Genomic DNA, 18,922 nt, shown 5'->3' on the forward strand with positions numbered 1-18,922 from the left:
TGCAACGCTGTCGCAAAAATTCCATGTTACCGGCACGAGGCCGCGAGGTAAGTCGGACTAGTCCGAACAGGTAAACTAAAGTCATGCACCGTATAACCAACACCGGCCGGGTCAACCTCGGTCATCTGTTCTGGCTGCGCAGTCTCGCCATCATTGGCCAACTGATGACGATCGCGTTCGTGCAGATCTTCATCGGCGTGCATTTGCCGCTGCCCGCCATGCTGCTCGTGATCGCCCTCGAAGTTATCTTCAACGGACTTACGTGGTGGCGTGTCTCGCAGCAGCGGCCCGAGTCCAATCTCGAACTGTTCGGCCAGATATGGGTCGATCTCGGCGCGCTGTCGGCGCTCCTGTTCCTCTCCGGTGGTACCACCAACCCGTTCGTTTCGCTGTACCTGCCATCGCTCGCGATTGCCGCAGCCGTGTTGCCGTGGCATCTGATGGCGTGGCTCGCCGCGTTCGCCGTGGCCTGCTATGCCGTACTCGGTTTCGACTCGGTGCCGCTGAATCTCGACAACCCGGCGAACCTGTTCGACTACTATCGCGCCGGCATGTGGGTGAACTTCATGGTCAGCGTCGGGCTGATTGCGTGGTTCGTCGCGCGCATGTCACGCGCTCTGCGACTACGTGACGCAGCGCTCGGAGAGGCGCAGCAGCGCTTGCTTCATGACGAACGCGCCGTTGCGCTCGGCGTGCAGGCCGCCACGGTCGCGCACGAAATTGGGACGCCTCTGTCTACAATTGCAATGTTGTCCGAAGAATTGCGCGATGCCGCCCGAACCGATAAAGGGCTTGCGCCGTACAGCGCCGATCTGGAGTTGCTCGAACAGCAAATGACGCTGTGTACTTCGGCGCTTGCGCGGTTGCGCAGCCGTGCATCGACAACGACTAACCGGCAAACGGTCAACGAATGGCTCGAATCGTTCGGCGAGCAATGGCGCTTGCGTCATCCGCATGTGAAGTTCGAACGGATCGGTGTGTCGCCTGCAGGAGTCAGTCTTGACGATACGGTTGCCGTCAGTCAGATTCTCACGATTCTGCTCGACAACGCCGCGCGGGCGAGCCGCGATCATGTAACGCTGTCGTGCACGCTTGCGGCTCGCGCCGACCAGATCGTATTCGAGGTATGCGACGCAGGCCCTGGTATTCCGGCCGCGTTGCGCGGGTTGCTCGGCGCGATGCCGGTCGACAGCACGCAGGGCGGACACGGCGTGGGCCTGTATCTGGCATTTTCAGCGGCGGCACGTCTGAAGGGATCGATCGAACTGACCGATGTCAGCGAGATCAAGCCGCGTGGCACGCGCGCAGTGTTGAGACTGCCGCTTGCTGCGCGCAAATTATCAGGTGCGGGCCGTCAAGGCACTACGCCATCCAACACGGAGAAACAGGCATGAGCGAAATGAATTTTCTGGTGATCGACGACGACGAGGTGTTCTCCGGCATCCTCGCACGTGGTTTGACGCGTCGCGGTTATACGGTGTCCGAAGCGCATAACGCCGACGAGGCGATCAAGTTGGCGAACCAGCAGAAGTTCAGCCAGATTACGGTGGACCTGCACCTCGGCAACGACTCCGGTCTTACGCTCGTCGCTCCCTTACGCGATTTGCAGCCCGACGCGCGTATGCTGGTGTTGACCGGTTATGCCAGCATCGCCACAGCGGTGCAGGCAGTAAAAGACGGCGCCGATAACTACCTGGCGAAGCCCGCCAACGTGGAGACGATCTTGTCGGCGTTGCAAAGCGAAGCGAGCTCGCTGCAAGCGGAAGAGGCGATTGAGCATCCCACGCCTTTGTCGGTTGCGCGCCTGGAGTGGGAGCATATTCAACGCGTGCTCGCGGAGCACGGCGGCAATATTTCGGCTACTGCGCGCGCGTTGAACATGCATCGTCGAACGCTGCAACGCAAGTTGGCGAAACGGCCGGTCAAGCAGTAAGCGCTGAGGTCCACAAGCCTCAGCGGGACGGAAAACAAAATGGGCTGTCTTTTACAAGACAGCCCATTTTTTTACGCGTCACAGATGATCGGCTGTGCGCGAAGCGCGAGGCGCGCGGCTTTAACGCGGCGTCAGTATCGACATCGACGCCAGCATCTGCATCAGCATCAGCATCAGCATCAGCATCAGCATCTGCATCGATATCTACATCGGCCTCACAGCACGTAGCGCGACAGATCCTCGTCTTCCGCCACTTCGTTCAGCGCGCGATCGACATACGCCGCGTCGATCTGCACCGTCTTGCCCGAGTGATTGCCCGCTGCGAACGAGACGTCTTCGAGCAGTTTTTCGATTACCGTGTACAGGCGGCGCGCGCCGATATTTTCAGTCTTCTCATTGACCGAGTACGCGATTTCGGCCATGCGGCGAATGCCGTCGTCGGCGAATTCGAGGTGCACGTCTTCGGTGGCCAGCAGTGCCTGATATTGCTTGACGAGGCTCGCGTCCGTCGACACCAGAATCGATTCGAAATCGCCCACCGACAGCGAATCCAGTTCGACCCGAATCGGGAAGCGGCCTTGCAGTTCCGGAATCAGATCACTCGGCTTGGCGAGATGAAATGCACCACTCGCGATGAACAGAATGTGATCGGTCTTCACCATGCCGTACTTGGTGTTGATCGTGGTGCCTTCGACGAGCGGCAGCAGATCGCGCTGCACGCCTTGGCGCGACACCTCGCCACCGCCTGCTTCACTGCGCGACGCGATCTTGTCGATTTCGTCGAGGAATACGATGCCGTTCTGCTCGACGTTCTGCACTGCCTTGGTCTTCACCTCTTCGTCGTTGAGCATCTTGCCGGCTTCTTCGTCGGTGAGGACCTTGAGCGCTTCCTTCACCTTCAGCTTGCGGCGCGTTTTCTTGCCGCCGCCGATGTTCGCGAACATCGAACGGATCTGCTCGGTCATGTCTTCCATGCCCGGCGGCCCCATGATGTCCATGCCGACTTGCGGCTGTTCGACGTCGAGTTCGATTTCCTTGTCGTCGAGCAGGCCTTCGCGCAGACGCTTGCGGAACGTTTGACGCGTGGTGCTGCCTTCGTCTGCTGTATCCGCGGCGCTCGAACTCGCGCCGAAACCGACCGGACGCGCGCTTGGCAACAGGATGTCGAGAATGCGGTCTTCGGCCTGATCTTCCGCCTTAGTCCGCACTTTACGCATTTCCGTTTCGCGCGTCTGCTTGACCGAGATTTCGATCAGGTCGCGCACGATGCTGTCGACGTCGCGGCCCACGTAACCAACCTCAGTGAACTTGGTGGCTTCGATCTTGATGAACGGTGCGTCGGCCAGTTTCGCCAGGCGCCGCGCGATTTCGGTTTTGCCGACGCCGGTCGGTCCGATCATCAAGATGTTCTTCGGTGTGATTTCCTGACGCAGCGGTTCTTCAACCTGTTGACGCCGCCAGCGGTTGCGCAGCGCCACGGCAACCGCCTTCTTCGCACGGCCTTGGCCGATGATGTGTTTGTCGAGTTCCGAGACGATCTCGGCAGGGGTCATAGTGCTCATCGTGGGTCCTTACTCGATCGTCTCGATGACGCGGTTATGGTTCGTATAGATGCACATGTCGCCCGCAATCTCCAGCGACTTCTCCACGATCTCGCGCGGCGACAGCTCGGTGTTGTCAACGAGCGCCTTCGCGGCGGCTTGCGCGTAAGCGCCGCCCGAACCGATCGCGCAGATGCCGCCTTCCGGATCGAGCACGTCGCCGTTACCGGTGATGACGAGGGTGGTGGTGGCGTCCGCGGCGATCAGCATGGCTTCGAGGCGGCGCAGCATGCGGTCGGTGCGCCAGTCTTTGGCGAGCTCGACGGCGGCGCGGGTCAGATTGCCCTGGTGTTTTTCCAGCTTCGCTTCGAAGCGGTCGAGCAGCGAGAAGGCGTCGGCCGTGCCGCCGGCGAAGCCGACCATCACCTTGCCGTTATAGATGCGCCGGACTTTTTTCGCGCCGCCTTTCATGACGATGTTGCCCAGCGTGACCTGGCCGTCGCCGCCAAGCGCGACCTTGTCGCCGCGGCGCACGGAGACGATCGTCGTGCCGTGAAATTGCTCCATATGCGTTCCTCTTTGCAAAACGGGTAGGACGCGATGGCGTAGGCCACCGCATGAATCCTGGACGCGGACGGCGCGAAACGATGAACCGGTCGGCGCGCGCTCGTGCAACGCATGTCCGACTTATTTTAGGGCGTGCGCGGTCATATCAAGAGCCGGCAAATGGCATAAGACAAAAACACAGGGTTCCGGGCGATGGAGCGGGAGCAGCGCTGAGGCGGGGCGGGCGTCGAGATGCGAGCCGCGCGGAGGGGGGGCGGCGGAACTGGGCACGGCGCTGAACCGCCGCGTAGCGGGCGCTCAGAGCCGTTATCCCAGCAAAGCTCGAAAAGCGTCTCACAAAAGAAAAAAGGCGCACAGATCACCGTGCGCCTCTCGACGAAGCAGCTTAAAAGGGCGCGGAGCCGAAGCCGCGCCGCAGGTGTTCAGTCGCCGAACAGCTTCTGGCGCAGTTCGCGGCGTTCCTGCGCTTCGAGCGACAGGGTAGCCGTGGGCCGTGCGAGCAGACGCGGCACGCCGATCGGTTCGCCGGTTTCTTCGCACCAGCCGTAATCGCCCGAATCGATGCGCGCGATCGATTGCTGCACTTTCTTCAGCAGCTTGCGCTCGCGGTCGCGCGTGCGCAGTTCCAGCGCATGCTCTTCTTCGATCGTTGCACGGTCGGCCGGGTCCGGCACGATTACTGTTTCGCGCAGGTTTTCGGTCGTCTGGCCGGCATTGCGGAGAATATCCGCCTGCAGCTGTTCGAGCTTGTTCTTGAAGAAGGCGAGCTGATCCGCATTCATGTAATCCTTGTCGCTCATCTTCAGGATTTCGGCTTCAGTCAAGAGTCGTTTCGTCGTCATCTGGCTTGCTTCTTCAATGTGAGGCAAAACTCTTACATAGTGCCCGCACTTTCGTATTGCCCGCAAAGGCGCCACGAGGACGCGGAACGCTAGGCGGGCACGGACGATGGGCTGTCGTGACGCCGAAGCGCCTTGCGCCCACGCGCCGGGCGTCGCTACGCCAATGCGGGGCCGAACTCCTCTGGAAACCGTTTCTCACATGCTCCGGAGGCATTGTTTGCCGGCCGCGTGCCTTGTCTGCAGTGCCAGCCGGCATTGTCGGCGTGATTTCCGGATAAGATTTTCCGGCGCCGTTTCTGGCCCGGCGCGTAATACGCGCTGACCGGGCAATTCGTTGTCATTCTCCAGTGGGCACGTATTGTAACTGAATCACAATCCAGCACCGCAACTGGTGAAAATCCCCTGGCGGCGCACTGATATCCCGAAAATATAACGCGCGCACGACCAAAAAGCGATGGTCGTGCACGGTTTAATACAGCAGGGTTTTCACGTGCTTTTCACACGCCCGACATGTCAGCGGGCGTTTGGCCGCTCGTCTGCGTATTCCGCAGAGGATTGCCTCGGTGTCCCATGGCACACCAAGGCAAGGGTGCTCCAACCCGCCGCGCGCCATGCGACTTGCATGGCGCGGCAGGCGTGATGCTTACGCCAGACAGGCGTCGAGGCCGTCGGTGATCAGGTCTTGCGGCAGTTCGATGCCGATAAACACCATCTTGTTGGTCTTCTTCTCGATCGGCTGCCATTTCGCGGCCAGATCGCTGCCCATCATCTGATGTACGCCCTGAAACACCACTTTCCGGTCGACGCCCTTCATATACAGCACGCCTTTGTAGCGCAGCAGGCGCTCGCCATAGATCTGCAGAATGCCGCCGAGGAAGTCCTCGAGCTTGTTCGGATCGAACGGGCGGTCGCTGCGGTAGACGAACGATTTGATCTTGTCGTCATGGTGCGCGTGATGGTGATGCGCGTGGTCGTGGCCTTCGTGGTCGCACTTGCCGTGGTCGTGATCGCAGTTTTCGTGATCGTGGCCATCGTGATCGGCATGGGTGTGGCCGTGCTCGTCATGCGCGTGAGCGTGGTTGTGCGCATGTTCGTCTTCGGCGAGGAAGTCCGGATCGATCTCGAGCTTCGAATTCAGGTTGAAGCCGCGCAGGTCGAAGATTTCCTTGATGTCCGCTTCACCGAAATTGACGATCTTGATCGCCGCCCGCGGATTCATGTGCAGCAGACGGTGGCGCAGATCGCCCACGTGCTTTTCGTCGACCGTATCGGACTTCGTGATGAACAGGCGATCGGCGAAGCCGACCTGGCGCTGCACGACTTCGTGCTCGTCCAGTTGATGGTTCGCGTGTTTCGCGTCGACCAGCGTGATGATCGCGTCGAGCAGGAATTCGTTGGCGATCTGGTCGTCCATGAAGAACGTCTGCGCGACCGGGCCCGGATTGGCGAGACCGGTGGTTTCGATCACGACGCGGTCGAAATCCAGCTCGCCGGACTGCTTCTTCGCCGCCAGATCGCCCAGCACGCGCGACAGGTCACCACGGATCGTGCAGCAGATGCAGCCGTTGCTCATCTGGATGATCTGCTCGCTCGTGTCCTGCACGAGGATTTCGTTGTCGATGTTTTCTTCGCCGAACTCGTTCTCGATCACGGCGATCTTCATGCCGTGCTTTTCATTCAGGATGCGCTTGAGCAGGGTGGTTTTGCCGCTGCCGAGAAAGCCGGTCAGGATGGTGACTGGGATCATGGTGGTCGCCTTTACGTAAGTCTGTGCGTAATCGAAAAGTGCCGCGCGAAATGTGCAGCGCGAAATGTGCAACGAATTCGTCTGCGAATCCGGTTTGCCGGGCGCGGCAGCCTGACGGCGCGCAACCCGATCTAGCCGGATATTGAAACATATCTGTCAAGCCGGTGCTGGCGGCGGGGGCGAACCCCTTCGCAGCACGCGGGAAATAACCCTGAAGCTATGGGCGATCAGGCAATTTGCAACAGCAGGCCTTTCAGATATTCACCTTCCGGGAATGCGGTGAGCAGCGGGTGGTCGACACCGGCGCCGAGGCGCTTGAGAATCCGCGCATCGACGCGTGCATCGGCCGCCGCGCCGGACACGATCTTCTGGAACAGTTCGGAATCGATCGCGCCGGAGCACGAATAGGTGAACAGCAGACCGCCCGGACGCAGCAGCTTCAGGCCGGTCAGGTTGATGTCCTTGTAGGCGCGCGAGGCGCGGTCCACGTGTTCACGCGAGGGCGCGAATTTCGGCGGATCGAGCACGATCAGGTCGAAGCGTTCGCCCTCGTCGTACAGGCGGCGCAGGGTTTTGAACGCGTCGGCGTCGAGCCAGGTGGCGCGTTCGGCGTCGAAACCGTTGGCCGTCACGTTCTGCTGCGCGATCGCGAGCGCGTCGCCCGACGAATCGATCGACACCACGCGTTTGGCGCCGCCCTTCAAAGCCGCGAGCGAAAAGCCGCCGGTGTAGCAGAAGCAGTTCAGCACGTCGCGATCTTTCGCCAGTTCCTGCACCAGCAGGCGGTTGTCGCGCTGGTCGACGTAGAAGCCGGTTTTGTGGCCGTTGCGCACGTCGACGTGATAACGCACGCCGTTTTCGCTCGCGATCAGCGCTTCCGACGGCGCCTCGCCCGCCAGCACGCCAGTGGTCTGCTCGAGCCCTTCCTTCTGGCGGATCGACACGTCCGAGCGCTCGTAGACGTTCGGGCAACCGGTCGCGTCGGTCAGCGCGGCGACGATCGCTTCCTTCCATGCTTCGACGCCCGTCGCCATGAACTGGCACACCAGTTGGCTGCGCTGGCCTTCGTCCTCGGCTACGTAGTGATCGACGATCAGACCAGGCAGGCCATCTGCTTCGCCGAAAATCAGCCGCACGGCGCCGGTGTTGTGCACCATCGTTTGACGATGCGCGAGCGCGCGCTGCACGCGGCGCTTGAAGAACGCGTGATCGATCGGCTCGGCTTCGTCGAAGCTCCACACGCGGGCGCGAATCTGCGAATGCGGGCTGTAGGCCGCGCGTGCGAGGAAACGGCCGTCGTGCGCGCGCACCAGCACAGTCGCGCCGGGCGCGGGATTGCCGTCGACGCGATCGATCACGTTGGCATAGACCCACGGGTGGCGGCGCAGCAGCGATTTTTCTTTCGACGGTTTGAGCGTAACGATATTCATCAGGGTGTCAGCAGGAGCAATAGGCCGCGCGGAACAGGGGTCGCACGGCAGGTGAAGCGAAGGTGAAGACCGCACGCCGCAAGAAGCAAAGAGCGGAATCAGTCGCGTTTTTTGGCGCGCGGATGCGCCTGATCGTAGACGTGCGCGAGATGCTGGAAATCGAGCGCGGTGTAGACCTGTGTGGCGGTGATACTGGCGTGGCCGAGCAATTCCTGCACGGCCCGCAGATCGCCGCTCGACTGCAGCACGTGCGTGGCGAACGAATGCCGCAGCACGTGCGGATGCACATTGGCGGGGATGCCGGCGACCAGCGCCGCGCGCTTCACACGGTCACGCACGACATTCGGCGACAACCGGTTACCACGCGCGGACAGAAACAGCGGATGCGGATCCTGCCTGACCATCTGGTCGCGTACCGCGAGCCACGCGTTCAAGGCGTCGAGCGCTTTGCTGCCCACCGGCACGACGCGGCGCCGGTTGCCCTTGCCGAGCACTTCGACTTCGGCGGAATCGAGCTTGAGCCAGCCCGCGGAACGGTAGCCGCCGGCGTCGGCAAAACGGGCGTCGAGGCCGACCAGCTCGGACAAGCGCAGGCCCGACGAGTAGAACAGTTCGAGCATCGCGTGGTCGCGCAAGCCTTCGGGCGTCGCGGCGGGCGGGCTCTCCATCAGGCGCGTGGCGTCGTCGACGGAAAGCGCTTTCGGCAGGGATTTGGCCTGCTTCGGCGCCCGCACGGTGGCGACCGGGTTGGCCGGCAGATCGACGCGGCCCGCGAACCAGCGGTAAAACGCTCGCCAGCACGACAGCCGATGGCTGATCGAGCGCGCCGTCAAACCACCGGCATGCGCTCGCGAAACCGCGCCGCGAATATCGACGGCAGTGAGGCTTTCGAGCGGCCGGCCTTTGGCCAGCAGCTTGAGCTCCTCGAGTTCGTGGGTGTAGCCGCGCAGTGTATGCGCCGACAGCCGCCGCTCATGTTCGAGATTCGACAGGTAGGCGGCGATCGGATCGGCTTCGGTCACGATGGCTTTTCGTGGCTCAGCGCGGCAGCAGACGGCTCAGCGCCGCGCTTGCCAACGCGCCGATCTGCGTCAGGAAATCGGTCGCCATGCCGTCGTGGAAGCGGCGTGCGTCGGCCGAACCCATGACCAGCAGGCCGAAGGTGGGCGCTTCTTCCTTCCCTTCGGGGTCGCGCAGCGCCAGCAACGCAATCGATTCGGTGACGTGCGCGGACTCGCCTGTGCTGCCTGCGGACTCGTCGTCGCTCACGGCCGACACGGCCGGCACCAGCCACTGGGCCGCTTCGAAGCCGGTGTTCGCGCCACAGTACGGTGTGGTGAGGCTATTCGCGAAGATTCGCACTTCCTCGCCGACATGACGCGCGAACTCGGCCTGTGAATAGGGCTCGGAGACGTCCCATACGCGCAGCGCGGCCTGCGGCACATCGAAAATCTCGCGCAAGCCGTTGGAAATCGTGCGGGGCAAGGCGTACGGATCGCGCTCGGCCATCACGCGAATGGTCCAGCGATTGAATTTCGACGCGATGCTGTCGTTTTCGTGGCCATAGCGCAGCAGCTCGGCCAGACGCCGCTCGAGAAGCTTGTTCTTGTCGCGCAGCATTTCCATCTGGCGCTCCTGCAGCGACACCGCGGCCTTGCCGTGCGGGTTCGCAAGCCGGATCGTCGCGAGCATTTCCGCGTGTTCGGCGAAGAATTCGGGGTTGGCGAGCAGATATTCGGCGACTTCGCGATCGTTCATGGTTTCGGCTAAAGGACTACGGGACGACGCCTTCGGGCGGCGCATCGGTCATGCGTTCGGTCGGCTGGTGAAAGGGCCGCCTGGTCCGGCTCTTTCACCAGCCGCTTCATCGGCATCTTCACCGGCCTATTCGAGATTCGAGGCCAGGTGTCGGGTACTTTCCGGGCCGATTGCTCGGCCGTTGAATCGGGTACTGCGCTGGCGCGGATCAGTCGGCCAGTTCGATCTCGCCTTCGAAGACAGTTGCTGCGGGGCCGGCCATCAGCAGCGGCGCGCCGTCTTGCGTGCTGTCCCACGTGATGGTCAGCTTGCCGCCGTGCGTGTGCACCAGCACCGGCGCATCCAGCAGCCCGCGGCGAATGCCGGCGGCGACTGCCGCACACGCGCCCGTACCGCAGGCCAATGTTTCGCCGGCGCCGCGTTCATAGACGCGCAGCTTGATCTCGCTACGGCCGACGATCTGCATGAAGCCCGCGTTCACTCGCTGCGGGAAACGTGCATGCCGTTCGATCACCGGGCCTTCGACGAGCACCGGAAATTCCTCGACGTCGTCGACCACCTGCACCGCATGCGGATTGCCCATCGACACCACCGAAATCCAGCGTGTGACACCGTTCACGTCGAGCGGCCAGAGCGTGTCCGCGCCCTCGCGGCGGCCTTCGAGGCCTTTGGTGGCGAACGGCACGCGCTCCGGTTCGAACACGGGCGAGCTCATGTCGACCAGTACTTCGCCGTTTTCCTGCATGGTCAGCTGGATGATGCCGTTCTGCACTTGCACGCGTACGCTGCGCTTGTCGGTCAGGCCGTTGTCGCGCACGAACTTGACGAAGCAGCGTGCGCCGTTGCCGCAGTGCTCGACCTCGCCGCCGTCGCAATTGAAGATGCGATATCTGAAATCGACGCCGTCCACGGTGGGCTTCTCGACCAGCAGCAACTGGTCGGCACCGACACCGAAATGCCGGTCCGCGAGCGCGCGCGCCTGCGCCGGCGTCAGGTTGACCGGTTGGGTGTAGCCGTCGAGCACGACGAAGTCGTTACCCGCGCCGTGCATTTTGGTGAATTTCAGTTTCATCACGCTATTGTAAGTGACGCGCCTGCAAGTGGGCCGAACGCCGCTTTATTTGCCACCTTATTTGCCGCTTTATTTTCTCGTTCAGGCGCTTTTTTCGAAGAGCCGGTCAGTACACGCTCGGCTCGCCCGGCGGCCGGGTTTTGAAGCGCTTGTGCACCCAATAGTACTGTTCGGGAATGAGCGGAATCTGCTCTTCGAGGAAGGCGTTCATGCGCCGCGCGTCGGCGTCGTCGTCGCCGGTGGGATAGTTGTCCCACGGTTTGAAGACCCTCAGCCGGTAGCCCTTGTAGTTCGGCAGCACCTCGCCGATGAACGGCACCACCTGGGCATGCCCGACCTTGGCCAGACGGCCGACCGCGGTCAACGTGCAGGTCGGCACGCCGAAGAACGGCACGAACGTGGAGTTGCGTGCGCCGTAGTCCATGTCCGCGCCGAGCATCACCGGCTTGCGGTCGCGCAGCCAGCGCAGCACGATGCGCGCACTGTCGGCACGGCTCGCCATATCGGCGCCGAAGCGCGCGCGCGCTGCTTTGGCGACCTCTTCGAGTTCCGGGTTCGACATCGGCTGATACAGCGAGCCGCATTGGCGTTTGAGCGAGTAATTCAGAAAGATCGAACCCGCCTCGATACCGACGAAGTGGAAACCGAGGAACAGCGTAGGCGGCAGATCCGGATCGGTCAGGTCGATTTCGCTGTCGAGCTGGATCAGCCGTTCGAGCTTTTCCGCCGAGCCGAACCATTGCACGCTACGCTCGACGTAACTGCGGATCGCATGCCGGAAGTGCTTCTGGGCAACCTCTTCGCGGCGCTCGTCATTCCATTCGGGGAAGCATAGTTTCAGGTTGATATGGACAATGCGCTTGCGCCGGCTCGGGACCTGGTAAAGCAGCCAGCCGAGTCCGTCGCCTACGCGGGCGACGAAACCGTACGGCAACAGTGCAAACAATTTAAGCAGCCCGATTGCGAGCTTTGCGCCATAGCGGCTCAGCATGCGGCACCCCGCTGTGGGGTGCCGTGCCGGGTTGCCTTCAGGAAAGCGGAAAGATAGACGTAATACCGCACTCGTGATCACTCTGTGACAATCAAAGGAAGTCGCTATAATAAGGGCTTCGCCGAGTTAATAGACAACTTGCGGGGCGAAGCTGGCGGGTGCGATCCATGGGATAGGCCCCTGCCGGTAAGGTAATCCGCTAAAGCGTCGCCGCTTCAAGGCTCCCGAAGCTGGCTACGTGAAACTCAACCGTAACCACAAAACAGGAGTCTGCAACGTGGCAAACGATTATCTCTTCACTTCCGAATCCGTTTCCGAAGGCCATCCCGACAAAGTCGCGGATCAGATCTCGGACGCAATTCTCGACGCTATCCTGACACAGGACAAATACTCGCGTGTCGCAGCCGAAACGCTGTGCAACACGGGTCTTGTCGTGCTGGCCGGTGAAATCACCACCACCGCGAACGTCGATTACATCCAGGTCGCGCGCAATACGATCAAGCGCATCGGCTACGACAACACCGATTACGGTATCGATTACCGCGGCTGCGCGGTGCTGGTGGCGTATGACAAGCAGTCGCCGGACATCGCCCAGGGCGTGGACCGTGCGCACGACAACAATCTCGATCAAGGCGCCGGCGACCAGGGCCTGATGTTCGGTTACGCGTGCGAAGAAACGCCGGAATTGATGCCGCTGCCGATCCACCTCTCGCACCGTCTGGTGGAGCGTCAGGCGAATCTGCGCCGCGACGGCCGTCTGCCCTGGCTGCGTCCGGATGCGAAGTCGCAGGTCACGGTGCGTTATGTCGACGGCAAGCCGCATGCGATCGACACGGTCGTGCTGTCCACGCAGCATTCGCCGGATATCGATCTGGCCACGCTGCGCGAAGCCGTGATCGAAGAAGTCATCAAGCCGACGCTGCCGGCTGACCTGATCAAGGGCGACATCAAGTTCCTGGTGAACCCGACCGGCCGGTTTGTGATCGGCGGCCCGCAAGGCGATTGCGGTCTGACGGGCCGCAAGATCATTGTCGATACGTACGGTGGCGCGGCTCCGCACGGCGGCGGCGCGTTTTCGGGCAAGGATCCGTCGAAGGTCGACCGTTCGGCAGCGTATGCCGGCCGTTATGTCGCGAAGAACATCGTGGCGGCTGGTTTGGCGTCGCGCTGCCTGATTCAGGTGTCGTACGCGATCGGCGTTGCCCAGCCGACTTCGGTCATGGTCAACACGTTCGGCACGGGCCGCGTGTCGGATGCAGTCATCACGAAGCTGGTGCTGGAGCATTTCGACCTGCGTCCGAAGGGCATCATCCAGATGCTCGACCTGCTGCGCCCGATCTACGAGAAAAGCGCGGCCTACGGCCACTTCGGCCGCGAAGAGCCGGAATTCACGTGGGAAGCCACGGACAAGGCGCTGGTGCTCGCCGAAGCTGCAGGCACCGAACCGGTTGCCGCGCTTGCAGAATAAGCGCGCAGTCCGCTTTAGCAAAAAACCCCGCCGGCGCGAGCCGGGCGGGGTTTTTTTATTGCCTTTGAATATGCTGTACGGTAGGGCAAAGACGGCGTGAACACCGCAGCGGGATGTGCTCGTTTCAGTCCGACCGCGGACATGACGCCGTTCAACGCAGGCATGGTGCCTTGCTCAACGGCTCACTAAGCCGCTTCTTCCGCGCTTCGCTCAGCGACTTACACCACGCCTCATTCAGCGCCTCACTCAGCCGCTCGCGATACCTCGCTCAGCGGCTAGCAAACGCGAACGCAAACCAGCCGGTGCTGCCATTCGTCGACATGCGGCGCGGACGGCGGCTCAGGCTCTGGGGAGCGGCGACCGGTGCATTACGCGTAGCGGTGAGACGCAGCGGCGTCGGTTTGCGCAGCAGCGTGCGCAGCGAAAAGCGGCGCGAACTGCCTTGCAGGCGCAGTGCGGAGAAGAAGGTGTGGAACCACGTGCGAATGCCGTCGACCGCTTTGGCTTCGCGCCACTGTTCGCCTAGTGCGCGAGTACGGGTGGCATGGTGACGCAGTGCACGCACCACATGGCGGCGCGCCGGACGCGCCGCTTTCAATGCGGCGCGGGTAAGACGGGTGCTCAGAAGAGTATGCATGGCTTCACAAGTAGGCAACGTGTCGCGCGACGGAGTGTGCGCCAGAAGGAGCACCAAATGTGCCAACGGCGGTGTCGCGATGGACGGCGCGAAAGCCCGGAATTCGATGGAAAAGGGCACGGAGGACGGCGGAGCCAGTCACAGCGGCGCGTGCGCGCCGCACAAGTGCGGGAGTAGCGATCAACATGTGTGCAGGCTACACGCGATTCATGACGTCAGAAAGTCGGTTTTTACCCTGCGAATACGGGTTTTTACGGGGTAATGCGACGTGCACGTTGTCGGGGTCGTGCCCTTTGCGGGCGATTATCGTGCGTGCTTGCCCTGCCAGTGTGCTTTGCAAACCGCCAGGTCGCGTGAAAGTAGTGCGTAAGGCTCTGGCTTTTCGAAAGGTGAAACTGCGCGCAGTCCGATCGCGCCCGTTTTACAATCGAGCATCAGTCAGTCGAAAGTAACGGAACACCATGTCACTTCACTCGAAGAAAGAACAGATTCAAACGTTGCGGGAGCAAGGATTTGTCGTTGTGCCTGGATTGGTGTCGCCCGAGCGTTGCGACGAGCTGAAGCAGATTGCGGAACGGCAGTTGCAGGAAGCGGCGGCGCCGATCGAGTTCGAAGCGGATCTCCGCTATCCGGGCGCGCCGGAATCGAAGCATGCGCCGGGCGGCCATACGGTTCGCCGGCTGCTGGATGCGTACGGGCGCGATCCGCGTTTTGCGCAATGGGCGACCGCGCCGGAAATTCGCGGCTGGATGGAGTTGTACTTCGGTGAGGAGCCGCGCTTATCGCGGGCGCACCACAATTGCATGATGACCAAGCATCCTGCTTATGGGAGCTTGACTGGCTGGCATCGCGACGTGAGGTATTGGTCGTTCGAGCGTGACGATCTGGTGTCGGTATGGCTCGCGGTCGGCTCGGAGACTGTCGATAACGGTGCGTTATGGCTGGTGCCGAAGTCGCACAACGTTGCCTTCACCTCGGACCGGTTCGACGAGGCCAAGTTTTTCCGCTCCGATCTGGAAGAAAATCAGGCATTGATTCGCACCGCGGTTTCGCCCGAACTCAAAGCCGGAGACGTGGTGTTCTTCCATTGCAACACGCTGCATTCGGCTGGCAAGAACATCAGCGATCAGGTGAAGTTTTCTTTGGTGTTTACCTATCACGGGGCGAGCAATGTGCCCCTGCCGGGGTCCCGCTCGGCGGCTAAGCCTGAAATTGCTTTTTAAGTGCTTTGCCCTGCGCGGCGCGAACGTTCGTTGGTCTCGCGCCGCGCAGGCAACCCGCGCTCTACCGCTTGCGTCCGGAAACGGCCACGCCGGTCAGGCCGGCAACCGTGGCGATAACGCCGCCCACAATCAGCATGATCGCCTTGTTGGTCGGCGATCCGGTGAACACGCGAGACACCTCGCTGCTGACCGAGTTGAATGCCTGGCCGCCGAAATACAACAACACGATACCGCCGACAATCAGCGCGATTGAAATCGCCTTCGTCATGAACCCGCCCCTCCGATAAGCTTTGATCGGCCAAAGTGTAGGGGGGCCGCAAGCAATCGTCCATCCCGCATACTGGGCGTCAGCAGGCATCACGCCGATTGGCTACCATAGCGGTCTGGTTTCACCCATACCTAAAAAAATCTGCACGCCTCCCGCAACATGTGATCTCCTCACGCCCGTGATCGGCGGGTGACTTCAACATCAAGGACACTAGCAATGGCTTACGAAGCAGCTTCAGAACGCTATTCGGACATGCAATACCGCGTCTGCGGCAAGTCGGGTCTCAAACTGCCGGCGCTGTCGCTAGGCTTGTGGCACAACTTCGGCGATACCACGCCGATTTCCACGCAGCGCGATATCCTGCGCACGGCCTTCGACCTGGGCATCACGCACTTCGATCTCGCCAACAACTACGGCCCCCCGTACGGCAGCGCTGAAACCAACTTTGGGCGGCTCTTCAAAGACGACTTCAAGCCGTATCGCGACGAATTGCTGATCTCGTCGAAAGCGGGTTGGGACATGTGGCCGGGTCCGTACGGACAGGGTGGCGGGTCGCGTAAGTACGTGCTGGCGAGTCTCGATCAGAGCCTGCAGCGCATGGGTCTCGACTACGTCGACATTTTCTATTCGCATCGCTTCGATGCCGATACGCCGCTCGAAGAAACCGCCGGCGCATTGGCAACCGCTGTGCAGCAGGGCAAGGCGCTGTACATCGGTATTTCGTCGTACTCGGCAACCAAGACGCTCGAAATGGCCAAGCTGCTCGCCGAGTACAAGGTGCCGCTGCTGATCCATCAGCCGGCGTACAACATGCTCAACCGCTGGATCGAACACGAGCTGCTGGGCGCGCTCGATAAAGTCGGCGCGGGCGCCATTGCTTTCACGCCGCTCGCGCAGGGCTTGCTCACCGGCAAGTATCTGAACGGCGTGCCGGACGACGCGCGCGTCAACAAGCCGGGTGGCGGTTCGTTGAAGCAGGAGCATCTGAGCCCGCAAAATATCGAGCACGTGCGCAAGCTCAATGACATCGCGCAGCGCCGCGGACAAAGCCTCGCGCAGATGGCGCTGGCCTGGGCGCTGCGCGATCCGCGCGTCACTTCGGTGCTGATCGGCGCGAGCCGCGCGGAGCAGGTGCGCGAGAACGTCGGTGCCTTGAAGAATCTCGCGTTCTCGAAGGAAGAGCTCGCGGAGATCGACCGCTACGCGACTGAAGGCGGCATTAACCTGTGGGAAAAACCGTCGACGGATCAGGCGATCTGAGTCTGCGGTTCTTTTTGTGCCGTAGAAGTAGACGTAAAAAAGCCGCCGATGAGGCGGCTTTTTGTTTGGCGTGGCCAAGTGGCGAGCGGTTTCCGGCGACAGGTAGCCTGGTTACGCACGCTCACAGAAAAGGCTGTGAACAGTAGCGGTGCGTTCCGATCGCAGGCGCCGTTCAGATCGATGGCGCACACAGACATCGCAGCAGCCGAAGCTGCCGCGTTCCGTCAACCGAACCATCGGCGAAGCGGCCACGCCGTCTCCGCCAGACCCCGCTACACCAGCGCCGGCAAGCCTTCGACCAGCACGACCGCGAACACCACGCCGATAAGCGCGCCAAGCACGCGTAGCACGTTGTGCCGAAATTCCGTCTTACAGGGGAGTGCGCCGACAAACAGAGCGCCGGCCAGCGCCATCGGAATGACCAGAATAAAATCGCCGATCGTGAAATAGGTCGTCATACCCGTCTCCTTATGTAGTACTGGCGCGGACAGTGGCTCGATTTCTGGAGTCATGCACTGTCAACGCTCGATTCGAGTATAGGCGACGGTTAGATCAACATAACAACGCTTTGCGGCGCTGCAACGCGTCTTCGCAGGCTGCAGAACCCAATGCTGCAAGGCCGGCCACGATTGTCGCGGCGCAGCAAAAGTGCCGTAAAAAATGAAGTATTTGCTTACGCAGGCCTTACTTTTTAAGTCTGATCGATGCGCTGCGGATTGCTTCCGCCTAATCGAGGCCCGCCGATATAAGCGTCGATGCCATGCTGCGTTCAACTTCAGTTTTCCCGAAACCGATCAGCCGCGTCCTCTCATACGGCATTCTGTTCGCGCTGACGCAAGCGCGTGGCCGCAACGATACCGATGACGAGCAGCACGGCTACCAGTCCAGCGACACCGTTCCAGCCATAACCGGCCCATATGTGCCCGCCGTAAGAGCCGACCACGCTGGAGCCGATGTAATACGCGAGCAGATACAGCGCGGCCGCTTGCCCCTTGGCTTCTTTCGCGAGGCGTCCGACCCAGCCGCTCGCCACCGAGTGTCCGGCGAAGAAGCCGAACGTCACGCACGCGATCCCGATTGCAATTGCCGCGATCGGATGGAGCATCGTGAGGGCGAGTCCGAGCATCATCAGTAGCAAGCTGGCGGTCAGCACGCGCGCCCGGCCGAAGGTGTCGGCCATGCGGCCCGACCACGGCGACGCGACGACGCCTGTCAGATAGACGACGAAAATCGCGCCGATCTCCGTCTGATTCAACAGGTAAGGCGGCGCGAGCAGCCGGTAACCGATGTAGTTGTACAGCGTGACGAAGCTGCCCATCAGCACGAAGCCGAGCAGAAACAGCAGGGGCAAGCCGGGTCGCGTGAATTGCTTCAGCAATGCACTGCGATGATGGGTAAAGCCGAGACCGCGACGCGGCACGAAATGGCGCGATGGCGGCAGCAACGCGCGAAACGCGAGCATCGAGAGAATGCCGAGCACGCCGATCGTGCCGATGGCCACGCGCCACGAAAACAGATCCGCGACGACGCCGGTAATCACGCGCCCGGCCATCCCGCCGATCGCCGTGCCGCCGACATACAGCCCCATCGCCAGACCCAGTCCATCGGGGTGCACTTCTTCCGCGAGGTACGCCATCGCGACGGCGGGCACGCCACCGAGCGCGAGTCCTTCGAGCGTGCGCAACACGAGCAGTTGATGCCAGTGCGGGGCGATCGACACGCCGATCGTCAACAGCGCCGACAGCGTGAGCGACGTGGTCATCAGCTTGTGACGGCTCCAGCCTTCGGAGACGAAACCGGCGACGAATATGGCGAGCGCGAGCGCGGCTGTTGTCAGTGAGAGCGACAAGCTGCTCTGTGCCGGTGTGACGTTGAACGCCGTGGAAAACGCCGGCAGCAAGGGCTGTACGCAATACAGCAGTGAGAAGGTGGCGTAGCCGGCGAACAGTAGCGCGATGCTGGCGCGCCAATAGGCACGTGTGCCGCGTTCGAGATAGGGCGTGTTGGAGACGTCGGGCACGGCAGCGGAGGTAAAAGAAGCGGATGACGCGGGAACAGCTGAAGCAGCAGTCCGGTGGGATTCCGGCGATGCAGTCACGAAAAAATCTCCTTGGGGAGCACAAAGCACTCAAAGGAGTTAAGGATACGCTGAAAAAACTCAACGGGTAGCCGAGGCGCGCAGCGA

Annotated in this window: 18 protein-coding genes; 5 read left to right on the plus strand and 13 right to left on the minus strand. The window is 61.7% G+C overall.

Annotated features, from left to right (window positions below):
* Positions 1-83 precede the first annotated feature (83 nt).
* Together ACOSV0_RS00595 and ACOSV0_RS00600 are read left to right on the plus strand one after the other, a co-directional pair.
* Positions 84-1,394: an ATP-binding protein gene (locus tag ACOSV0_RS00595; RefSeq protein WP_434108071.1), complete on the plus strand. Its 1,311-nt coding sequence runs from the start codon at positions 84-86 to the stop codon at positions 1,392-1,394.
* Positions 1,391-1,933 (plus strand): response regulator transcription factor, encoded by a 543-nt coding sequence (locus tag ACOSV0_RS00600; RefSeq protein ID WP_434108072.1) that lies wholly within the window; start codon positions 1,391-1,393, stop codon positions 1,931-1,933. The genes ACOSV0_RS00595 and ACOSV0_RS00600 overlap by 4 nt, the downstream gene beginning before the upstream one ends.
* Positions 1,934-2,148: 215 nt before the next feature.
* On the opposite strand, the gene hslU is transcribed toward ACOSV0_RS00600, so the two are convergent.
* The 9 genes from hslU to ACOSV0_RS00645 form a co-directional block, all read right to left on the minus strand.
* A complete protein-coding gene (gene hslU / locus ACOSV0_RS00605; protein ID WP_434108073.1) occupies positions 2,149-3,495 on the minus strand; it encodes an ATP-dependent protease ATPase subunit HslU in 1,347 nt (448 codons plus the stop codon).
* Positions 3,496-3,504: 9 nt separating this feature from the next.
* Positions 3,505-4,041, minus strand: a complete 537-nt coding sequence (gene hslV, locus ACOSV0_RS00610) for an ATP-dependent protease subunit HslV (RefSeq protein WP_028197737.1) — start codon at positions 4,039-4,041, stop codon at positions 3,505-3,507.
* 422 nt (positions 4,042-4,463) lie between these two features.
* Positions 4,464-4,883, minus strand: a complete 420-nt coding sequence (dksA, locus tag ACOSV0_RS00615) for an RNA polymerase-binding protein DksA (protein ID WP_408198908.1) — start codon at positions 4,881-4,883, stop codon at positions 4,464-4,466.
* A 643-nt stretch (positions 4,884-5,526) separates the two neighbouring features.
* Positions 5,527-6,630 carry a CobW family GTP-binding protein gene (locus ACOSV0_RS00620; protein WP_434108074.1) on the minus strand — a complete coding sequence of 368 codons (1,104 nt, stop codon included), beginning with the start codon at positions 6,628-6,630 and terminating at the stop codon, positions 5,527-5,529.
* Positions 6,631-6,857: 227 nt separating this feature from the next.
* Complete coding sequence (locus ACOSV0_RS00625; RefSeq protein WP_434108075.1) at positions 6,858-8,060, minus strand: class I SAM-dependent rRNA methyltransferase; 1,203 nt, start codon at positions 8,058-8,060, stop codon at positions 6,858-6,860.
* A gap of 98 nt (positions 8,061-8,158) precedes the next feature.
* A complete protein-coding gene (xerC, locus tag ACOSV0_RS00630) occupies positions 8,159-9,082 on the minus strand; it encodes a tyrosine recombinase XerC (protein ID WP_434108076.1) in 924 nt (307 codons plus the stop codon).
* A 16-nt stretch (positions 9,083-9,098) separates the two neighbouring features.
* Positions 9,099-9,818 (minus strand): DUF484 family protein, encoded by a 720-nt coding sequence (locus ACOSV0_RS00635; RefSeq protein ID WP_434108077.1) that lies wholly within the window; start codon positions 9,816-9,818, stop codon positions 9,099-9,101.
* A gap of 208 nt (positions 9,819-10,026) precedes the next feature.
* Positions 10,027-10,890 carry a diaminopimelate epimerase gene (dapF, locus tag ACOSV0_RS00640; RefSeq protein WP_434108078.1) on the minus strand — a complete coding sequence of 288 codons (864 nt, stop codon included), beginning with the start codon at positions 10,888-10,890 and terminating at the stop codon, positions 10,027-10,029.
* 106 nt (positions 10,891-10,996) lie between these two features.
* Entirely contained in the window at positions 10,997-11,881 is an 885-nt protein-coding gene (locus ACOSV0_RS00645; RefSeq protein WP_434108079.1) for a lipid A biosynthesis lauroyl acyltransferase, read from the minus strand.
* 277 nt (positions 11,882-12,158) lie between these two features.
* Between ACOSV0_RS00645 and metK the strand changes: the two genes are divergently transcribed.
* Complete coding sequence (metK, locus tag ACOSV0_RS00650) at positions 12,159-13,349, plus strand: methionine adenosyltransferase (protein WP_434108080.1); 1,191 nt, start codon at positions 12,159-12,161, stop codon at positions 13,347-13,349.
* Positions 13,350-13,617: 268 nt separating this feature from the next.
* Here metK and ACOSV0_RS00655 read toward each other — a convergent pair whose 3' ends face one another.
* Complete coding sequence (locus tag ACOSV0_RS00655) at positions 13,618-13,986, minus strand: hypothetical protein (protein ID WP_434108081.1); 369 nt, start codon at positions 13,984-13,986, stop codon at positions 13,618-13,620.
* 461 nt (positions 13,987-14,447) lie between these two features.
* On the opposite strand from ACOSV0_RS00655, the gene ACOSV0_RS00660 reads away from it, so the two are divergent.
* Positions 14,448-15,209 (plus strand): phytanoyl-CoA dioxygenase family protein, encoded by a 762-nt coding sequence (locus ACOSV0_RS00660; RefSeq protein ID WP_434108082.1) that lies wholly within the window; start codon positions 14,448-14,450, stop codon positions 15,207-15,209.
* Positions 15,210-15,270: 61 nt separating this feature from the next.
* Here the strand turns inward: ACOSV0_RS00660 and ACOSV0_RS00665 are convergent, their stop codons facing one another.
* Positions 15,271-15,477 (minus strand): DUF3185 family protein, encoded by a 207-nt coding sequence (locus ACOSV0_RS00665; protein WP_434108083.1) that lies wholly within the window; start codon positions 15,475-15,477, stop codon positions 15,271-15,273.
* Positions 15,478-15,693: 216 nt separating this feature from the next.
* Between ACOSV0_RS00665 and mgrA the strand changes: the two genes are divergently transcribed.
* Entirely contained in the window at positions 15,694-16,737 is a 1,044-nt protein-coding gene (mgrA, locus tag ACOSV0_RS00670) for an L-glyceraldehyde 3-phosphate reductase (RefSeq protein WP_434108084.1), read from the plus strand.
* A gap of 272 nt (positions 16,738-17,009) precedes the next feature.
* On the opposite strand, the gene ACOSV0_RS00675 is transcribed toward mgrA, so the two are convergent.
* Both ACOSV0_RS00675 and ACOSV0_RS00680 read right to left on the minus strand, forming a co-directional pair.
* A complete protein-coding gene (locus tag ACOSV0_RS00675) occupies positions 17,010-17,195 on the minus strand; it encodes a hypothetical protein (protein WP_179707336.1) in 186 nt (61 codons plus the stop codon).
* Between the two features lie 350 nt (positions 17,196-17,545).
* Positions 17,546-18,835, minus strand: coding sequence for an MFS transporter (locus tag ACOSV0_RS00680; protein ID WP_434108085.1), 1,290 nt, complete (start codon positions 18,833-18,835; stop codon positions 17,546-17,548).
* Between the last annotated feature and the right edge of the window lie 87 nt (positions 18,836-18,922).

It is taken from the genome of Paraburkholderia caffeinilytica (assembly GCF_051027425.1).
Taxonomy (GTDB): domain Bacteria; phylum Pseudomonadota; class Gammaproteobacteria; order Burkholderiales; family Burkholderiaceae; genus Paraburkholderia; species Paraburkholderia caffeinilytica_A.